The following is a 19,979-nucleotide window of genomic DNA, read 5'->3' on the forward strand; positions in this document are numbered from 1 at the left end:
TGAGCTCTGACATCACGATGAAGTTTTATATGAAAAACTATTTAATTGTGGTCGGCGTCTTTGCTTTGGCTTCCTGTGAAACTTTGACGACTTTTCGTAGCCCGGCCAGTGTCAGACCGAAACACTATATTATTTCAATGCACGGATTAAGCGGCTCGCCAGAGTCTTTTTTGGGGTTATTGCCGGCACTGGAAGAGCATTTAACTGCAGTAAATCCCTATCACGAGGTAGTGACTAAGGATTTTAAATATTCCAGCGGTGAAAAAGGGGCCGAAATTGAACGTTTTGTCAGCGAGTTTGAAAACTTTCTGGTTAAAGAAATTCCGTTTCTAAATGAGAGCGACAAAATCAGCATGGTTGGACACTCGCAAGGCGGGTTGGTCGGTTATATCTGGTATTTAAAGGCCTTAGATGGCGTTGATTTAAAGCAGCGCTCATACATGGAGCGCGTAAACGGCTTTGTGTCTTTAGGTGTGCCGTATTGGGGATCACGCACCACGTTTTTGTTAAAGAAGTTTATCCCGCACTCTGATATTCAAGACTTTATCTTTGATAAAATGAATTATGGCGATCAAGAGGTGACAGATATCACCGCAGCTTCAGAAAAAATTTACGGCTATTTCAGCCGCATGGCGCGAAAAAACTTTGTAAATATTTATTACGATCCGCGGATGTTGAATATCTCTGCCGTGGTGCCTGCAACCAAAGGTGAAGAGGTTCCGAAGAGCAAGTTTTTAAAGCTGATTAACGACTTAAAGAAAAAGGTGGTTAAGGTTTTTGACTACCGCTTAAATGTGGGTGTTCGCTGGGAGTCAGATCAGGCCGTCAATGTATCGAGTGCACGTCTTGGCTTTTATTATTTTTCTGATGAGATTCGGCGTTATCTGGAGCTGGATAAAAAACAAAATCTGAAAATGGATGATTTCGAGTATTCGCGCTATTTTAAAACCGATCCGAAATACATTCTGATTGAAGGGGTGCACGCTAAAGCCAGCGGTTATGACCGTGCCTACGCGATTGCTTCTATTCCTGAAGAGTGTATCGAAGCCTCTCAGTGTAAACATATCAGCTATATCCATATTTTTAAACATCTGGCCAACTGTGAAGAACCGAAAACAGCCTGCCGTATGGATCGTTACACACAGATCGTTAGAGACCTGGAAGTCGCACGAGCACCTTTGAGTTTAGAGACCAATGAAATGCTCCGAAACGAAATGCGTACATTTAATTTAGGTTTAGATCTGCAGTTGCCGAAAAATTTTATTCCGCCGAAAGAAATGTTAGATGATAAAACCTTGATGAAATATCTGCAGGTTGATTATGTTTACGGAAACGATAATAAAAAACATTTAAAAGATGTTAAAAAAGACGGATTGGTTAAAAATATTGGCCCGCTAAGCCACGAAATCCGCATTGGCCGCTTAAATGAGTGGGGTTCGCGTATCGTGAATTATTCGGCGGAAAAGAATAAAATTCAGATCCAGCTGACCGGTTCAATCCAGCCGATTGCATCGGCCAAGTCGTTTGATGTGAACAAAAAGTATCCTTTACAGATGGTTATCAACCTTCCGGGCCTTAAAAAGCGTACATTGATTATCCCGCTGCAACCGACGTACACAACGTTCTTGGATTTGCAGCTGGATTAAGCTATATCTTGGGGGGTGAAGATCAAGTTTGATTCAGCCCCAAAACCTGAAAATATCAATCCCGCCGATTGGATGGATTGGACCTGGCAACTGCGCCAGTCGATGAAATCATTGGCTGATTTTCAAACCCATTTTACCTTAAGCGAAAACGAAGCCACCGCGTTTCGTTCCAGCGAATCGCAGAATGCCAAACAGGTTTTTAATATTCGCGCTACGCCATATTACGCAAGTCTTGCACATAAATCGTTAGAACAAGACCCGATCAGAAGAATCTTAATGCCTCATTCTGCCGAGCTTTCGGATAAATTTCAGGCGCAGCTGGATCCTTTAGGCGAACGCAAAAATTCTAACAATCCGGTTGCGCGTGTGGTGCACAGATACTCTGACCGCGCGTTATTCTTAATCACCGACATTTGTTCGGTGTACTGCCGCTACTGCACACGTAAACACTTTACCGGCAGTGACCAGGCATTTATCAAAAATTCAGAGTATGAAAATGCGCTGGAGTATTTTCGTAACACTAAAGGCTTACGCGAAATTATTCTTTCAGGCGGTGACCCGTTAACAGTTTCGGATGCGCAGCTGGAGCGCGTGTTGTCGGATTTACGCAAAATCGAACATATTGAAATTATCCGTATCGGAACACGTATGCCGGTCGTAGCCCCGATGCGGGTGACAGAAAATCTGGTTAAAATTTTACGTAAACACAAACCGGTATTTTTAATGACCCACTTCAACCATCCGCGCGAGCTTACAGCGGATGCAGCCCAGGCGGTAGAGCTGTTTGTTGACCACGGCATCCCGGTAATGAATCAGATGGTGTTATTAAACGGGGTAAATAATCATCCGGCGATCGTGCAGGCCTTATCGCGCAGGTTATTATACCTACGTGCAAAACCTTATTACATGTTTCAGTGCGATCCATCAATCGGCACGGACCACTTGCGCACCTCGATTGATGATTCTTTAGCGATTCAAAAAGAACTGTGGGGGCATCTTTCAGGTCTTGCGATGCCGAATCTGTCGGTGGATATTCCGGACGGCGGTGGTAAGGCCTATTACGTTCCTAAGTTTGAAACTGCGGTGACTGAAGCAGAACGCCTGTTTACCGGCTGGGACGGCGTTGAATCAGTTTACAAAAACCCAAGCGCTGATCAAATCATAAAACCCATTGATGCCGAAGTGTATTTACCTGAATGGGAAGAAGTTAAAGCTTCAAAGAAGAATGCGCCGCCTTTTGCATAATCAGTATTCCTAGAGGCAATTTGAGTCATTTTGCCTCATGGAAAGGGGCCAGCTATGGCGCAAGTGAGTGCAATCCGCAACGCTAAAAAAGATCATTTACTAACACCAGAAAATTCCGTGGTAACTTTCATTGATTACCAACCGGATCAGTTTCGCGGGGTTACTTCCAAAAACACCAGTGAATTACTGTTAAATGTCATTACCCTCGGAAAAATGGTTAAAGCCTTTAATATTCCGTTTGTTGTTTCAACCGTTGGGGTCGAGATGGGTGTAAATCAAGGTACGCACAAAGAACTGATCGATGCGCTTCCGCCCACTGTGGAAATCGACCGTACCACCCTAAATGCCTGGGAAGACGAAAATTTTATCAGTGTGGTGGCCCGTACCGGCCGAAAAAAAATAATTATGGCAGGATTATGGACTGAAGTTTGCGTGGCATATCCGACTCTTGATGCCATTAAAGATGGTTATGAAGTTTATCCGGTCGTGGATGCGATCGGAGGTGTTACCAAAGAAACGCACGAAACAGCACTGCAGAGAATGATTCAAGCCGGTGCGCAGCCGGTTACCGCATTGGCCCTAGCCTGCGAAATGCAGCGGGACTGGGCCCGTGGCCATGGCCATGAGCTAAGAACCATTATGCAGGAATACTTCAGACAAATGCGCTTTCTTAGAGAACGAGCACGTGAGTTCAGAAATTTTGATAGAGACGATGCCAACAGAGCGTCGCAAGTAACGCTTTAAAATTACAGGCGTTCTAAGCGGGCGTATTTTGCGACGAATTTTTTGATCGTGTTATCCTGAAATAAAACACTGATTTTTAAATTATCGCCAGAACCTTCAGTGGCAAAAATAGAGCCGGCGCCGAATGTCGGGTGGCGCACTTTCATGCCTTTAGCATAGCCGCCTGACGAGCTAGAGGCCGCCTGTGAATATTCGTCATAATCCGGAAAGCTTTGGTTATCGTCATATGAATTCTGTTTTTTACCCCAGCTGTTGGTTTGCCCGAAGCTGCCGTAACCAGATTCGTCGTTGTTGCGCTGGCCGTAGCGGGCCGCAAAGCCACTGTTTACACCAAACGCTGTTACTGCAGAAGTTTTCTGCACCAGTTCTTTGGGGATTTCGCCGATAAAACGCGACACCGGATTCATCTGCTCCTGGCCCCATACACGGCGGATCTTGGCGTGCGTGAGCCAAAGTTTTTTACGGGCGCGGGTCATGCCTACGTACGCCAAGCGGCGTTCTTCTTCAAGATCGTGGTTTTCGATTTCGTCAGCACCGCCGCGGATGGACGGAAATAAACTTTCCTCGCAGCCGACGATAAACACGTACGGGTACTCTAAGCCTTTTGAGATATGCAGGGTCATCATGGTGACGGCATTTACATTGGCATCAACCTGATCCTGATCAGAAGCTAAGGTCATTTCTTCTAAGTAGTTTGATAACGTCGCTTCATCACCGCGTTCTTTTTCGAACTGCACAATGGCGTTATCTAACTCTTCTAAGTTGTTAATGCGTGCTTCGGCTTCGGTAGTGTCTTCTTTTTTTAAAATCGTAATGTATTCGGTGCGGTCTAAAACGATCGAGTAAAACTCTGATAACTTAAAATTATCCTTCTGCGAAATTAAACCTTCTGCCAGCTCTAAGAAGCGGCGAAGCTTGCCGGTGGTGCCGGCATTAAATACTTTGGTGTCGATCGCTTTTTGAATCGCTTCAAAAAACGAAATTTTTTCGCGCGCTGAAATTTCGTCGACTTGTTCAACGGTGGTTTTGCCGATACCGCGGGCCGGAACGTTGATGATACGTTTAACGGCGATATCATCTTTGAAGTTAATCGCCATACGTAAGTAGGCGATCAGATCTTTTACTTCGGCACGTTCGTAGAAACGGATACCGCCGATTAAGCGGTACGGGATCATTAAAGTGCGCAATTGTTCCTCGAGAACACGTGATTGCGCATTGGTGCGATAGAAAATGGCAAAGTTATTTAAACTTTCGCCGACATTCATTAAGTCTTCGATGGATTTTGCAACGTATCTGGCTTCGTCATATTCGTTACGCTCTTCGCGCACCTGAATCAGTTCACCGGGTTCGTTATTGGTAAACAGGGTCTTGTCTTTGCGCTCAGTATTGTTGGCAATGACTTTGGTGGCCGCTTTAACGATGTTACCTGACGAACGATAATTTTCTTCCAGTTTTACGACAGTGGCGTTGGGAAAATCTTTTTCAAAATCTAAAATATTGCTGATATCAGCTCCGCGCCATGAGTAGATCGACTGATCTTCATCGCCCACGACACATAAGTTTTTGTGTGCAGACGCCAGTTGCTGCACAAGAAGGTACTGGATACGGTTGGTATCCTGGTACTCATCAACCATGATGTAACGGAACTGTTTCTGGTACTCTTCAAGTAGGCCCGGATACATCTTAAACAGTTCGTGCGTTTTTAATAACAGATCATCGAAATCTAAGGCATTCGTGCGGCGCATTTCTTCTTCGTAGCGGGTGTAGACTTCCAAGGTCTTTTGGTCGATCACGTTTTTTGAATTACCACCGCGCATGTTTTCAGGCGCAAGACCTAACATTTTTGAATTGCTGATCCGGTGCTGGAAGCTTTTTGGTGCAAACATCTTGTCATTGATGTTTAAGGCCTGCATGACCTTTTTGATCTGGGCTAACTGATCTGAAGAATCGTAAATCGTGAACGGTTTTTTGTAATCAAGCATTTCAATGTGGCGGCGTAAGATGCGTACACAGAAGCTGTGAAACGTGCTGATCCATAAATCACGGGTAACCGGCACACCGATCTCAGAAAGTAAGTTGTAAATACGATGTTCCATCTCTTGCGCGGCCTTATTGGTGAAGGTCACACACAGGATTTCTTCCGGCGCGCAGATGCCCTGGCCGATCAGATTGGCCATACGGTGGGTCAATACACGGGTCTTACCCGAGCCGGCACCCGCTAAAATTAAAAGGGGACCGTCTAAAGTTTCGACAGCTTTCTTTTGAGTTGGGTTCAGATTTCGTGTAAGGTTTTCAACGACGCTCATTAGGGGTTAAGTCATACCCCTGAAAATTGAGAATTTCGACAAAATACCCTATATTTGACGCAATGAATTTCACTCGTGTTTTGACCGGTTTTTCTAGAAGTTTTTGCGTGCTTTTTTTAGGTGCATCTTTGCTCGCGTTTTCAGGCTGTAAACCAGCTGCCAGCGACGCAGTGGCTTCTGGTGATTTAGCGGTGCAGATTCCGCTGACTGAGACCCAGAACGGCGAGAATGGCTATGCCTTAAAAACCGTGGTGCTACAAAACGTCGATACCCTACGAGAGCTGCGCGGTAAGTATGCGCAGTTTTTCTATGCGCCGGGCATGAATGATGGCCGTTTATCCGGCGGTTCGCCGGTGGCGTATTTTGCGAAGACTAAAAACAATACGTATATAGCCAAAGACACCCTGTCGTTACAGATGGCGACCTTGTATTACCACATGCAGAGTTTGATCACCTGGGCGCAGGATTTGGGGATCACTGTTAAAGGTCCGTTTCAGATCGGGCTAAATACCAAAATCAAAGGTGATGAAGCCATCCAGGCCAATAACGCATTTTATGACGGCCGTTCTAAAGCCATGTTATTTGTGCCGTACACGGCGAAAGAAATGCCGATTGCGGTTAATGCCGGGATTGTGGCGCATGAGTTTTTTCACTCGATTTTTTACCGCAAAGTTTTAGAGCCACTCGGCCAGAAGCGCCTGTCAGTTTCGCAGCAGCTTTCGGATCAGAACGTGCACAGTTTAGAAGGTTGGAGCGAACGTTTGACAGTTCGTGAAAATCTATCGGATGTTGAACTATTCAATGAAACGTACCTGCGTGGGGTCAACGAAGGCTTGGCTGATTTCTGGGGCTGGGCATACACCGATGATCCGGATTTTTTAAAGTGGTCGTTGTCAACTCATGTGAAAAAACGCAGTTTAACCAAGCCGGCAAAAGTGATTTACAAAAGCGAGCGCGAGATTGAATCTGCGGTGCTCGAAGCACAGCGAGTATCTGATGATCCGTCGATGGCACTGTCTAATTTTATCTATGAAGTCGGTACGCCGTACGCCCGCTTTTTAAAAGAGCTCGTAACAGTTAAAGTACAGAACAACGGATTAACCCGCGCCGATGCCAAAAGAGAAGTTAGCCAGATCGTATTGCGCTTCGTTGAAGATTTAGGTCGCGACGCTGTAGCTCTTGGTAAAGCCGAAAAGTTATCACCGCAAGCATTATTTTTGGCGGTAGCTGGATACGATAGCGGCCGCCAGTCACAGGAACAATGTGATTTGTTGGTTGAACATTTGAATTCTCCGCTTGAAAAAGACGGAGTCATTGCTGCCAAGTACTCTTGTGAAAAAGAAGAAAACCTTAACTCTTATAAAGTGGTGGCGCCGTGATCTTACGTCTGCTGGTCTTAGCCGGATTACTCTTTGCCGCGTTGACGGCACAGGCGCAGCACGAAGTGCAGATCTATGCCCCGGGTTTTCAGTTCAGATATGAAGAGGGCTCGGATCAGAGCATCGATCTGCGCAGTTACACGCATTATTCGGTTAACTACATGTACCAAAGTTTTTTAGTCGGTATCGAACATAACCGTTCGCAGGATAATACCGGCAGCACTGCTTTAGGTGTAAAAACAAAAACACAAGAATGGAATTTAATTGCCGGCTTCAGTCTGGCTAAAATTGATTTTAAAAACTTAACGCCGAATACAAATCTGGAATTAGTGTTGTTAAGTGCCATCGGGCAAAGTCAGGCCGAAATTGAAACTTCGTTAAACGGGCAAAGCCAGACCGACGAGTCAGAGTCTGCAAGCACCTTGGGTCTGGGCGGGTTGTTGTTATTTCGGATAGATTATTTTGTTGTCGGTCTCGATACCAGATATATGCAGTCGAAGGCATATCAGCCGAATTCGGTTTCAGTTAGCACCGTTAAGCTCGGTGTGAATTTTGATTATTAATAAAAAAGGCGGCTTTCAGGCCGCCTTTTTAAACTTTTCATTTCAAAAATTATTATTTAGAAATTTTTTGTACGAATGCTGAAGTTAAACGGTTTTTTTCCATTAACTCTTTTTTGTATTCTTGCGCTTCGTTGAAGTTATTAAACATGCCGACTTGAACACGGTACATTGTTTTACCGTTGACGTTGGCCGCTACGGCGTTAGCTTTGTAACCACGTGCTAATAATGACTCCGTCATTTTATTGGCTTCGACTTCAGACGGGTAAGAACCAACCTGTACAGTGTATGTACCCATTGATTTGGCTTTTACCGGAATGCTGGCAACATCTCTTTCAGATTCTGCGTTGGCTTCAGCTAAGGTTACTTCTTTAACATCTTTTACTTCGGCTTTAACGGTTTTTACAGTTTTTGTACCGGCTTGGTTGGCCAACGCCGCATTGGCGTGGGCTTGCATTTGGCCCATGTTTGCTGCTTCCTGCGCTGTCGCTGTGTCAGCGTGCACTTCTTCGTTGTCGGCAGAAAACTCTTCAGCCAATTTTGCTACGTCAGCATCGGTGATTTCATTTTCTGACATTGCAGTTGCTGCAGCAGCGTCGGTATTTGATGCTGCATTTTCAATAGCTTGGCGCTCTTCAGTTTTTTTGTTCGGCTCAAGTAACGCAAGACGGTGTTGGTTATCTGAGTACTTCTTGCCTACGAATGTTCCGATTGAAAACGAAAATAGCGAGATAAAGAAAACTAAGGCTAACTCAATAATGCGATTTGTATTCATTGTCATAAATTGCTTCCTGTCAATTTTAGGTATAGCTTACATCTTATCAACAGGCGGAATCTATGGGAAAGTCTAGTTTTGACTCAGTACGATCAAAAGAAATCTATAACGAAGCTATGAAGGCTGTTTTAGCCGGCAGAGCCTGTTTATTGGGGTATTTTGGTAAAATAAACAACGTCGAAGAAAAAGATAAGGCCGCAGGGCTTGTCAGCGAGGCCGATCGCGAGAGCGAAGCGCTGATTAAAGGGATGCTGGCCAAGTCATTTCCCGATTTCGATTTTTTAGGAGAAGAAACAGCTTACCTTGAAGGCAAAGAGCAGTTTAGCGCTTCTCCGCGCCCGCGCTGGATTTTGGATCCTTTAGATGGCACGACGAATTTCGTGCATAAGTTTCCGATTTTCTGTATTTCGCTGGCGCTGGAAGTTAACGGCGAGATCGAAATCGCGATTATTGATATGCCGATGTTAAATCAAACTTTCACCGCGATCCGCGGGCATGGCGCCTATTGCCTGCAACCGAACGGCACACGTGAAAAGCTGCAGGTTTCCAAGACCGAAAACTTCGAACAGGCCTTTATGTCGACCGGCTTTGTGAATGAAAAACGTGAGATTTTATCCGAGCAATTAAAGATCTTTGAAGACGTGGTATGGAAGGCGCAAGCGATTCGTAGACCCGGGGCTGCGGCGTATGATTTAGCATTGATTGCGGCCGGCGTTTTTGATCTTTACTGGGAAAAAAATCTAAAACCGTGGGATTCGGCTGCAGGCTTGTTACTCGTAAAAGAAGCGGGCGGAGTAGTTGTTACGTTTGAAGGTGAAAACTACGATCCGTTTAAGAAATCGAGCATTGCCGGCAACTCGACCATCGTCGGGAAATTCGTTCAGGAAATTCAGCCGATTATTTCTAAATAATTTTGGCCGCCGCGCTGGTTCGGCTTCCTGTCTGGCCTTTTTTGACGGCTTTCTGCCGTCAGAGCTTCGTCAAAAAACTAACTGGACTCCGCCATTGTTTTGGATCTTTTTTGCCGAGACCAAAGTTGTGTCACAATAATTTAACTCCTCAAATGTAATATTTTTGACGGTATGCCAGGGTTGCTCGACCAACATCCGTGGTGTCGCTTTGTCATTCGACAAAGGTCGATTTGGCATTGGCGTTGCTTTGTCATGATATTGGTAAAAGAAGTTTTCATGGAGGAAAACGTGGCTGAAGAAAAAGCAGTAAAGACAGATGCAGCACAGGCCGGCGATGCAGCCAAAAAAGCAGGACAAAAGCCTATGGTCTTAATCGGCCTGGTGGTTGTAAACATGTTAGTCGTTTTAGGTGTGGGTTTTATGGTTTGGAAAGGCCGTAAGATGGAAGCTGAAAAGCCAACGATTGACCATGTAGTGGCGGGCGAAGAAAAAACTAAATTAAAAGAAGATGCCATTAAAGAAACCGAGATCGGAAAAGTTATTCCTCTTGAAACATTCGTCGTTAATTTAGCCGGTTCTAAAGGGCGTAAAGTTTTAAAAGTTAACATGGAATTAGAAGTTAAAGGTAACAAAGAAGGTGATGGCAATATCATCGCTGAAATTGATACCCGCAAAGCACAAATCCGCGATTTTATTATTATTATCCTATCAAGCAAGTCGTATGAAGAAGTGTCTACTAAAGACGGCAAAGACTTCTTAAGAAACGAAATTAAAGACAACATTAACACGTTCTTATCGAAAGGTAAGATTACCAACGTGTTCTTCACAGAGATTATTTATAACTAGTTAATTTTATTAGGAGAAGATCAGGATGAATCAAATTCTATCGCAAAGTGAAGTAGATGCCCTGTTAGCCGCAGTTTCTGACGGTGACCTAGGTACTTCTGATTCCGGTTCTTCTGGTGGCGGCGGCGGATCTAATGGTGGTGGCGTAGCTGCCGGACCAAAAGATAAAAACGTTATCGCCTATGACTTAACGTCGCAAGACCGTATTATCCGTGGCCGCCTTCCGCAGCTGGAAGTTATCTACGAGAAGTTCATGCGTGCGTTTCGTGTTTCTTTATCTTCAGCATTGAGAAAAATTGCCTCGATCACCTTAACATCAACAGAGTTTATTAAATTCGGTGAGTTCATCAACACCCTCCCGATTCCAACGTGCATGAGCGTCTTGCGTTTTAATAACTTACGTGGATCTGCTTTATTCGTGATCGAAGCTAAACTGGCCTACGCGCTGGTAGATTCATTTTTCGGCGGTTCTGACCGTCCGTACTCTAAGTTGGACGGTAAAGAGTTTACGCCGATTGAGTTACAGATCGTAAAAAAAGTCGTAGAGCTTGCGATTGGCGATCTTGAACAGGCTTGGTCAACTATTGAGGTGATCGGTTGTTCGTTCCAGCGTACCGAGATCAATCCGCAGTTCGTAGGTATCGTGCCTCCGACGGACGTGGTTATTGCTTCTACTTTTGACGTCGAATTAGAAAATATCAACGGTACGGTTTCAATTGTTATCCCTTATGCGACGATCGAGCCGATTAAACAGAAGCTTTCAACGGGCTTCCAGGTCGAGTCGGATCAGACAGATAAAAAACTTTGGACCGTGATTATCAAAGAACAATTATTGGATACTGTTGTCGATATCAAAGTAAACCTTGGTGAAACTCAGATCCAGTTAAAAGACATGATGGATTTAAAAGTAGGAGATGTAATCCCGTTAACCCAGGATTCATCAGGTGAATTGGATATTCAGGTAGAAGACGTAAAGAAATTCAAAGGTTACTACGGCATTCACCACGGAACAGTGGCGGTTCAGGTCACGCGACAAATTGAGAAATAGAAAATTAAACACGGAGGAAATACAACATGAGCAACGATCCAATGGATAAAGTACTAGAACAGCTCGAAGAACAAGAGCTGGGCGGGAGTTCCGCAGGTGGCGGAGGCAGCTCAGCCGGTAACGCTACAAAAGACAGAAATCTGAATTTAATTTTAGATATTCCGTTAAAAGTTACTGTGGAGCTTGGCCGTACAAAAATGCCGGTAAGCGAATTACTTAACTTAACCCAGGGTTCAGTGATCGAGCTAATGAAATTAGCCGGTGAGCCAATGGAAGTTTTAGTGAATGAAAAATTAATTGCCCGCGGCGAGGCCGTAGTGGTGAATGAAAAATTCGGTGTCCGTTTGACGGATATCATCAGCCCGACAGAAAGAATCGAGCAGTTAAAATGATGCAAAAAGTAATTTTATCGGTATTGGTTGTTTTATCAGTAGCGTTCGCAAGCTTGGCACAAGCTGCCGAAGAGAATGTGGCAGTAACCGCAGCGGCAGTAGAATCAGCGGCTGCAGCAACTGAAGCCCAGGCTTTGGCGCAGGCTATTACTAAAGCTACTCCAGAAAATGAAATTCCGTTAAAGCTTGAAAAAGCCGCGACAAATCAGGAGAAAACTTCGCAAACTGGTAAGTTATTTTTAACTTTATTTGTTTTAGTAGGTATGGGCGGTGTCGGATTTTATATGGCGAGAAAGTACGCTTTCTCGAATAAAATCAATAAATCGCAGATGGAAATCAAAGTTCTGACACAGCACCACTTAGGCGCGAAAAAATCACTGGCAATTATCCGTGTAGCCGGCGAATCGATCTTAATCGGTGTGACTGACCAGAACATTTCAATGATTAAATCATTATCGTTAATTGATGACGAAGTACCTGCTGAATTACCATCACAAAGCTTTGCGGCTACTATGGCTGCGGGCGGCGGTGAACAGATCGTACAGACAAAAGAACTTACTGAGTTAGCCGGCGAAGTTGAGGACGACTTTTCGTTTGCCGGAATTAAATCAAATGTTTCGCAAAAACTTAAATCTATGAGGAATTTTCAATGATTAAGCGCTTATCGGTCGTTGCATTCTTTCTTTCATTGTTCGTAGGGGTTTTTGCATTTGCGCAGGTAACTTTACCGACGGTGAATTTAGGATTTAAGACGACGCAAAATCCAGGCGAAGTTGTAAACGCCATCAAGCTTGTGCTTGTCATGACGGTATTAACTTTAGCGCCGGCGATTTTAATCATGATGACGGGTTTTACCCGTATCCTGATTGTGTTATCTTTTCTGCGCCAAGCGATGGGTGTGCAGCAATTGCCACCGAATCAGCTATTAGTCGGTTTAAGTCTATTTATCACATTTTTCGTGATGAGCCCGGCAATCACAGAGATCAACCAAAAATCATTACAGCCGTATTTAGCGGGAACGATTTCGCAGGATGTGGCCTTTGATAACGCGGTTACACCGCTGCGCCGTTTTATGTTTTCACAGACACGTGACCAGGATTTGGCGTTATTTTTAAAACTCTCTAAAGTTGAACAGCCTAAAACCCGCGCTGATGTGCCGACACTGGTGTTGATCCCGGCTTTTATTATCTCTGAACTTAAAACCGCTTTTATGATCGGCTTTATTATCTTTTTACCGTTTTTAATTATCGATATTCTGGCCGCGAGTGTGCTGATGTCGATGGGTATGATGATGGTTCCGCCGGCAGTGATCGCATTGCCGTTTAAGATCATGTTATTTGTTATGGTCGATGGCTGGACGCTGTTAATTGGTTCAATGGTTAAGAGTTTCGGCTAGGCCAAAGGCCTGTGAAAGGTTTATAGATGGGTGAAGACATTATTTTACAATTAGGCCAGGATGCCCTGAAGACAATGGCGATGCTTTCAGCACCGCTGCTGTTGAGCACACTCGTCATTGGTCTAGTTATCAGTATTTTTCAGGCTTTAACGCAAATTAATGAAAATACGCTGACCTTTGTTCCTAAGATGGTTGTCATTGCAATAGTACTTGTACTGGCCGGTCCATGGATGATGGATGTAATGAAAAATTACACGGTAAATCTTTTTGATAACATGGCCAGCATTGTGAGGGATCGTTAATGTTTTCAGTATCGCAGCTGAACGAAATTCAACTGATCGCATTCGGACTTATTCTGCTCCGTATGTCGGGCTTTGTATTTACGGCTGCGATTTTGAATTCACAAAACGTTTCAGTTCCGTTAAAAGTTTTGCTTTCTTTGGTGTTAACCATGACTGTTTTTAATACGGTTGCGGACAACACGGTGTTAGTGCAGTTAAATGACTTGCAGGATTCGATTATTACATTGGCGGCAAAAGAGATTTTTGTCGGTATTTCGCTGGGTTTTGCAACCCGCGTTTTCTTTTTTGCCATCGGTATGGCGGGCGAACTCATTTCGGTTTCGATGGGTTTAGGCCAGGCGCAGATGTTTAACCCGATGATGGGTTCGATGGGTAACGTGATGGAGCAGTTCTTTGTGGCTCTTGCGACCTTACTATACATGGGCTTAAACGGTCACCATTACATGATCCAGGGATTGACCGAAAGCTTTACCATGGTTCAGTTATCAACGACGACGATCAAGTCTCTGGGTTATTTTGAAGTCGCAAAATACGCGCAGGAATTTTTTGTATTCGGTATCAAGATTGCAGCTCCGGTTATGATTTCGATGCTGGTTGTGCAAGTAGGTGTGGGAATCTTAAGCCGTGCAGTCCCGCAGATTAATGTGTTAATGACGGCAGCATCGGTCACGATCTTACTGGGTTTTGCGATTTTGTTTATTAGTCTTCCGCTGATGGTTTTACAACTTAACGGGTTGTTAGATGTATCAACGGCAGAGTTATTTAAGTTTATAAAAATGCTTTAACAGGGCTAAAAATAAATCTCCTGACAGGATGTCAGAAGAAGATAGCCAAGGATGGTAGCCAAGAATGGCTGAAGAAGGTCAAGACGACAAAACAGAACAGGCCACGGACGCCCGACGAGCGGAGTTCCGCAAGCGTGGGCAAGTGGCAATGACCAGAGAACTGGGAACGGCGCTGATCTTTTTAGCGGCCGCGGGTCTGTTATATGCGATGTCTCGTTTTTTCTTCACTAATATCGTCGAAGTATTCAACGTAAGCTTTGGTGCTTCGATGCTTAAATACGCCAAAGCCGGTCAGTTCGCAGATCTACTATGGTTTGTCGGCGGGAAACTGGTTTTCTTGCTTGCGCCGATCATGTTTGCCGCAATGGTTATCGGTGTGGCTTCAAATTTAATGCAAACAGGATTTTTACAGGTCGAAGATGCCTTAAGCATGAACTTAGGCCGTTTAAATCCGTTATCAGCCATTGGCCGGATCTTTTCGATGAAAGGTGTCGGCGAGTTAGTAAAATCTATTCTTAAAATGATCGTTGTCATATGGACAATGTATTTACTTTTAAAATCTGAAATTAATCAGATCCCGGTTCTGTCGTCTTACTCTATTGAAGAACAGTTCGCGTACTTAGGGCGCGTGATGTTTAAGTTATTAATGGGTACCGGCATTTTTATGATGGTGATCGCAGTTGCGGATTATTTCTTTCAACGCTGGCAATTAGAAAAAGAAATGATGATGTCTAAGCAGGAAATCAAAGAAGAACACAAATCTCACGAGGGGGATCCGATGATTAAAGCTCGTATCCGTAAAATCCAGCGTGAAGTTTCACAGCGCAAAATGATGCAAAATATCCCGAAGGCCGATGTGATCATCACCAACCCTACGCATATCGCCGTGGCCTTGCGCTATTCTGATAAATTACCGGCACCACAATTAATCGGTAAGGGTGCAGACTTTATGGCCGAAAAAATTAAAGATTTGGCCCGCCAGCATAATATTCCTGTGATCGAAAATAAACCGTTAGCCCGCACGATCTTCAAAACGATGAAAGTGGGCCAGGTGATTCCGCGTGAACTGTTTGTCGCGGTGGCCGAGGTTTTATCTTATGTCTTCAGACTTAAACGTAAACGTAAAGCGCGTAGAACCCAGGGGACAGCTCAGCGCCCGCAGTCCTCACAAAATAACCATGGACCAAGAGTATAAAAAGGGATTAGCAGATGAATGATATTTTTCAGTTTGTTAAAAGGTTTGATAAGTACACCAAGAACACTGACCTGTTCGTGGCGATCGCCATCCTTATCGTACTTGGTGTGATGATTATCCCGCTGCCGGCGATTTTGCTGGATTTCGGTTTAACGATCTCGTTAGGTATATCAGTACTCATTTTATTAACCTCGATCTACACAACCTCGGCGCTGGATTTTACCTCATTCCCGTCGTTACTGTTAATGACGACGCTGTTTCGGTTAGCCTTAAATGTTGCGACAACGCGTTTAATCTTAGCGCATGGTCATGAGGGTGAAAAAGCAGCCGGCGCTGTTATCCACGCCTTTGCCAGCGTGGTCGTCGGTGACAGTTATGTCATTGGGCTAGTTGTCTTCATCATCTTAGTTGTTATCAACTTCGTTGTTATCACCAAGGGTTCTGGGCGCGTGGCGGAAGTTGCGGCTCGTTTCACATTAGATGCGATGCCAGGTAAACAGATGGCCATCGATGCCGAATTAAATGCCGGTGTTATTAACGAAGTCGAAGCCAAACGCCGCCGTAAAGAGATCGAGCGCGAAGCCGATTTCTACGGAGCGATGGACGGTGCTTCGAAGTTTGTGCGCGGTGACGCTATCGCCGGTATTATCATCACAATAGTTAACATTATCGGTGGTCTCTTAATCGGCGTTCTGCAGATGAATTTAGATTTATCAACGGCGGCCAAGAACTACACTATGCTAACAATCGGTGACGGTTTACTTGCGCAGATTCCGGCTTTAATTATCTCTACCGCAGCCGGTATTATCGTAACCCGCTCTGGTTCTGACCAAAACATGGGTAATGAAGTGACCGGTCAGTTATTAAATAATCCCAAACCGATCTATGCATCTGCGGGAGTGTTCGGGGCGCTGGCGATTATTCCGGGGCTTCCGACCTTACCGTTTATCGGCATGGGTTTATTCTTGGCCGGTTTTGCGTGGATTTTATCGCAGTATAAAATTGAACAGGTGCAAGAAGAAAAAAGAAAAGCCGATCTGGAACTATCTGCTCCGAAGAAAGAAGCTGTCGATGCAGTTCAGCCTGTGGATATGCTTGAGCTCGAAGTGGGCTATGGCTTAATCAAAGTTGTTGATTCAACGAAAGCCGGCGATTTACTGGAGCGTATTACTTCAATCAGAAAACAGTTTGCTCTTGATATGGGGATTTTAGTTCCGAGCATTCACATCCGCGATAATTTATCGTTAGCGCCGGGTGAATACCGTTTTATGATTAAGGGTAATAAAGTCGGCGGCGGTCACCTTAAGCCGGATATGTTAATGGCAATGGATCCGGGAAATGTGACGGCTAAAGTTGACGGCATACCTACAAAAGAGCCTGCGTTTGGTTTAGATGCTCTATGGGTTAGCCAGAACAATAAAGAAACAGCTGAGATGGCTGGTTATACAGTAGTTGATCTTCCGACTGTCATTGCAACGCACTTAACGGAAATGATCCGCACACATGCATTTGAATTACTTGGCCGTCAGGAAGCATCGACGCTTATCGATAATTTCAAGAAAACTCACCCGAAAGTGGTCGAAGATCTTATTCCAGATACATTATCACTTGGCGGTGTGGTTAAAGTTATGCAGAACCTTCTTAAAGAGCAGGTTTCCGTGCGCGACTTATACACGATCTTTGAAACTCTGGCTGACGAAGGCGCAAGAACAAAAGATCTTGATTTATTAACAGAAGCTGTTCGTAAACAGCTATCGCGCTCAATCACGGCCAAATATATCTCTGAAGACGGTGCAATGTCGGTGATGACATTAGACCCGCGTTTAGAAGAAATGGTTTCAAACGCACTACTGCAAACTGAGCAGGGAGTACAGCTGGTGATGGATCCGCAATCAGCATCGAAAATGATTTCAAACATCGCACAGCAGATCGAAACCCACCCTGAAATCGCAGGGCAGCCGATCTTGTTAACAAGCCCTACGGTTCGCCGTCATTTATTTAAATTATTATCGCGATTTATTCCGCAATTGATTGTGCTTTCGCACAGTGAAGTCGCTCCAGAAGCGCAAGTGCAGTCAGTCGCGTCTGTCGGTTTAGCTTCATAAGGAAAAGGATAGCAAATGCAGGTTAAAAAGTTCGAAGCCAGATCAATGAAAGAAGCCCTAGAGTTAGTAAAAACTCAGTTAGGGCCTGATGCCGTTATCCTGTCAGCACGTGAAGTGACTAAGGGTTTTGGTTTAGGCGGTGAAAAGTCGATTGAGATCACTGCCGCCTACTCTGAAAGTGTGCTGCAGCAAAAAAAATACGTAGAATCAAAAATGCCGGCGCATTTAAAAGAAAGTTTTTCTAAAGCGCCCGCTAAGACGCAAAAAGAGACGATGCAAAAATCCATCGAATCAAGATTAAAAATGATGCAGGCCGAAGAGCACCGTAAAAAGCCGGTTTTTCCTCCGACGATGACTCAGCGACGCTATGTTGATATCGATCGTGATGAAGAAGCGGCTCAGGCGCCGGTAGAAGCGGTAGCCCGTTACAACGGCACAACGCCGTCAAAATATAATCCAACTCCTAAACTGACCCAGCAGGCTCAAGCTACTTTCAACAACCTGGAAGTTGACCAGTTAAAGTCAGAGATCGACCAGTTAAAAAACCTTTTAGGCCAGTTTAAACAAATGCCGCAGGGCTTTGTACAGGCTCACCCGGGTGCAGAGTACGGTGTGAACTATAATTTAAGTTCGCATTTTAGTACACTGACGCATAGAGGGTTATTGCCGGAAGTTGCAGCCGAAATTTTAATTCAGGCACAAACCCAGATTACTCCGGATAAGCAGAATAACAAAGCCGTCGTAGAAGCGTATATCGCCCGCTATATTTTAAAATCTATTTCGGTAGCTCAGGAAAACTTTGAGCAGTTTCATTTGTTTATGGGTCCATCAGGCTCAGGTAAAACATCGACGATGATTAAATACGCAAGCGACTTGGTGTTAAATCACAAAAAGCGCGTGGCTTTGATTTCGACTGACACCATTAAAATCGGCGCCGATGAACAGATGAAGATCTTCGCACAGATTTTAAATCTGCCTTTTATTTCGATCCGCTCCGAAGCCGACTGGTTTAAGATTATTCCTTACTTAAACCAGGTTGATCATGTGCTGGTTGACTTTGCTTCGTTGAATTTAAAAGCGTCGGACGAGCTTCGTTATATCAAGAAAATGATGCCGCCGACGACCGAATCTGTCCGCACGCACTTAGTGTTATCGGCTACGGCTAAAGATGCGGATTTATCAGAGGTTTACAAACGTTACCAGGTATTGAATGTTTCGGATGTGATTTTTACATCTTTAGACGAAGCTTCGATGCACGGTAATATCTATAACTTAACCCAAAAAACCCAAGCTCCGTTATTTGCTTTCGGAATTGGCTCACGCACACCGGAGGACTTCGAGCGCGCGACTGCAGAACGCGTTCTGGATTTAATTTTAAACATTACCGGTGCGCGCACAGACGCAGGAATTAATTTATGAGAATTATCGCAATCAGTTCAGGCAAAGGCGGCGTCGGTAAAACAACCTTGTCTTGCAATTTAGGTTTGGCCATCGCAGAACAAGGTAAACGTGTCTTAATGATCGACGGCGATCTGGGCTTAGCAAATATTGATATTCATTTTGGTGTGCGCCCGATGCATCACTTAGGTGATGTCTTACAGGGCAGATCGATCAAAGAATGTATTACACCGTTGTTTAAAAACTTAGACCTGATCGCCGGTGGCAGCGGTCTGGTAGAATTAACTCACTTAAATGCTTTTCAAAGACGTGAGTTGATCAACCAGGTGCAGGATCTGCAGTTTTCTTATGACTACGCCATTATTGATACCTCGTCGGGTATTTACGAACACGTTTTACATTTAAACGCAGTTGCTGACGAGTGCATTATTGTACTGACGCAAGATCCGTCAAGTTTTGCCGATGCCTATGCGATGATTAAGGTTTTACACCAGAAATATAAATTGCAGAATTTTAAAGTGGTGTGCAATCAGATGAAGGGTATGCGCGGCGAGCAGTTGTTCATCAAGTTTGCCGAAGTTGTAGAAAGATTTTTATCGGTGCGCTTAAGCCTGCTGGGTTCGTTGCCATTTGATGAAAACCTGCAGAAGGTGCAGCAACAGCAGCGTACCATTATGAAACAAAGTTCAACGTCACCGTCTGCACAGATTTTCAGGCAGATGGCTGTCGAAGTGTTAGCCGAATCAGCACTGGGTGGGGCGCATAACTCATTTTCAGCGCATTTGGGGCAGGTTGGTGAGCCAACCAGCCAAACGACTAGTGGCTTAGCTGCGATTTTCAGACCAGCCACAGGTCATGCTTAGGTCAGGATTTAATTATTGGACTATCGAAAACATAAGATTTTTCGGTAAACTAAATGTGTTACGTTACGAGGGGTAAAAACTAA

19 protein-coding genes are annotated in these 19,979 nt (G+C 44.5%); 17 read left to right on the plus strand and 2 right to left on the minus strand.

Annotation, left to right across the window (positions count from 1 at the left end):
* Positions 1-29: 29 nt before the first annotated feature.
* From AC04MM_RS11550 to AC04MM_RS11560, 3 genes are read left to right on the plus strand one after another with little or no spacing between them, the layout of a single operon-like run.
* A complete protein-coding gene (locus AC04MM_RS11550) occupies positions 30-1,646 on the plus strand; it encodes an esterase/lipase family protein (protein ID WP_475380516.1) in 1,617 nt (538 codons plus the stop codon).
* Positions 1,647-1,661: 15 nt separating this feature from the next.
* Positions 1,662-2,891, plus strand: a complete 1,230-nt coding sequence (locus AC04MM_RS11555) for a KamA family radical SAM protein (RefSeq protein ID WP_475380517.1) — start codon at positions 1,662-1,664, stop codon at positions 2,889-2,891.
* A 54-nt stretch (positions 2,892-2,945) separates the two neighbouring features.
* Entirely contained in the window at positions 2,946-3,635 is a 690-nt protein-coding gene (locus tag AC04MM_RS11560) for an isochorismatase family protein (RefSeq protein ID WP_475380518.1), read from the plus strand.
* Positions 3,636-3,637: 2 nt separating this feature from the next.
* Here AC04MM_RS11560 and AC04MM_RS11565 read toward each other — a convergent pair whose 3' ends face one another.
* A complete protein-coding gene (locus AC04MM_RS11565) occupies positions 3,638-5,941 on the minus strand; it encodes an ATP-dependent helicase (protein WP_475380519.1) in 2,304 nt (767 codons plus the stop codon).
* A 62-nt stretch (positions 5,942-6,003) separates the two neighbouring features.
* Here AC04MM_RS11565 and AC04MM_RS11570 point away from each other — a divergent pair, with 62 nt between their 5' ends.
* Positions 6,004-7,320, plus strand: coding sequence for a hypothetical protein (locus tag AC04MM_RS11570; RefSeq protein ID WP_475380520.1), 1,317 nt, complete (start codon positions 6,004-6,006; stop codon positions 7,318-7,320).
* A complete protein-coding gene (locus AC04MM_RS11575; protein ID WP_475380521.1) occupies positions 7,317-7,883 on the plus strand; it encodes a hypothetical protein in 567 nt (188 codons plus the stop codon). Before AC04MM_RS11570 ends, AC04MM_RS11575 begins: the two co-directional genes overlap by 4 nt.
* Positions 7,884-7,935: 52 nt before the next feature.
* On the opposite strand, the gene AC04MM_RS11580 is transcribed toward AC04MM_RS11575, so the two are convergent.
* Positions 7,936-8,661: an SPOR domain-containing protein gene (locus AC04MM_RS11580; RefSeq protein WP_475380522.1), complete on the minus strand. Its 726-nt coding sequence runs from the start codon at positions 8,659-8,661 to the stop codon at positions 7,936-7,938.
* A gap of 56 nt (positions 8,662-8,717) precedes the next feature.
* On the opposite strand from AC04MM_RS11580, the gene AC04MM_RS11585 reads away from it, so the two are divergent.
* The 12 genes from AC04MM_RS11585 (at position 8,718) to AC04MM_RS11640 (ending at position 19,896) form a co-directional block, all read left to right on the plus strand.
* Positions 8,718-9,566 carry an inositol monophosphatase family protein gene (locus AC04MM_RS11585; RefSeq protein ID WP_475380523.1) on the plus strand — a complete coding sequence of 283 codons (849 nt, stop codon included), beginning with the start codon at positions 8,718-8,720 and terminating at the stop codon, positions 9,564-9,566.
* Positions 9,567-9,842: 276 nt separating this feature from the next.
* On the plus strand, positions 9,843-10,412 hold the full coding sequence (locus tag AC04MM_RS11590; RefSeq protein WP_475380524.1) for a flagellar basal body-associated FliL family protein: 570 nt from the start codon (positions 9,843-9,845) through the stop codon (positions 10,410-10,412).
* Between the two features lie 25 nt (positions 10,413-10,437).
* Positions 10,438-11,460, plus strand: coding sequence for a flagellar motor switch protein FliM (gene fliM, locus AC04MM_RS11595; protein WP_475380525.1), 1,023 nt, complete (start codon positions 10,438-10,440; stop codon positions 11,458-11,460).
* A 26-nt stretch (positions 11,461-11,486) separates the two neighbouring features.
* Positions 11,487-11,852 carry a flagellar motor switch protein FliN gene (fliN, locus tag AC04MM_RS11600; protein ID WP_475380526.1) on the plus strand — a complete coding sequence of 122 codons (366 nt, stop codon included), beginning with the start codon at positions 11,487-11,489 and terminating at the stop codon, positions 11,850-11,852.
* Positions 11,849-12,505, plus strand: a complete 657-nt coding sequence (locus AC04MM_RS11605) for a FliO/MopB family protein (protein ID WP_475380527.1) — start codon at positions 11,849-11,851, stop codon at positions 12,503-12,505. The genes fliN and AC04MM_RS11605 overlap by 4 nt, the downstream gene beginning before the upstream one ends.
* Positions 12,502-13,248 carry a flagellar type III secretion system pore protein FliP gene (fliP, locus tag AC04MM_RS11610; RefSeq protein ID WP_475380528.1) on the plus strand — a complete coding sequence of 249 codons (747 nt, stop codon included), beginning with the start codon at positions 12,502-12,504 and terminating at the stop codon, positions 13,246-13,248. The genes AC04MM_RS11605 and fliP overlap by 4 nt, the downstream gene beginning before the upstream one ends.
* Before the next feature lie 26 nt (positions 13,249-13,274).
* Complete coding sequence (gene fliQ / locus AC04MM_RS11615) at positions 13,275-13,550, plus strand: flagellar biosynthesis protein FliQ (RefSeq protein ID WP_475380529.1); 276 nt, start codon at positions 13,275-13,277, stop codon at positions 13,548-13,550.
* Complete coding sequence (fliR, locus tag AC04MM_RS11620) at positions 13,550-14,335, plus strand: flagellar biosynthetic protein FliR (protein ID WP_475380530.1); 786 nt, start codon at positions 13,550-13,552, stop codon at positions 14,333-14,335. Before fliQ ends, fliR begins: the two co-directional genes overlap by 1 nt.
* 64 nt (positions 14,336-14,399) lie before the next feature.
* Complete coding sequence (flhB, locus tag AC04MM_RS11625) at positions 14,400-15,530, plus strand: flagellar biosynthesis protein FlhB (RefSeq protein ID WP_475380531.1); 1,131 nt, start codon at positions 14,400-14,402, stop codon at positions 15,528-15,530.
* Positions 15,531-15,544: 14 nt separating this feature from the next.
* A complete protein-coding gene (gene flhA / locus AC04MM_RS11630) occupies positions 15,545-17,635 on the plus strand; it encodes a flagellar biosynthesis protein FlhA (RefSeq protein ID WP_475380532.1) in 2,091 nt (696 codons plus the stop codon).
* 15 nt (positions 17,636-17,650) lie between these two features.
* A complete protein-coding gene (flhF, locus tag AC04MM_RS11635; protein WP_475380533.1) occupies positions 17,651-19,054 on the plus strand; it encodes a flagellar biosynthesis protein FlhF in 1,404 nt (467 codons plus the stop codon).
* On the plus strand, positions 19,051-19,896 hold the full coding sequence (locus tag AC04MM_RS11640; protein WP_475380534.1) for a MinD/ParA family protein: 846 nt from the start codon (positions 19,051-19,053) through the stop codon (positions 19,894-19,896). The genes flhF and AC04MM_RS11640 overlap by 4 nt, the downstream gene beginning before the upstream one ends.
* Positions 19,897-19,979: the final 83 nt, after the last annotated feature.

The sequence above is a fragment of the Bdellovibrio sp. SBM16 genome, from assembly GCF_056175625.1.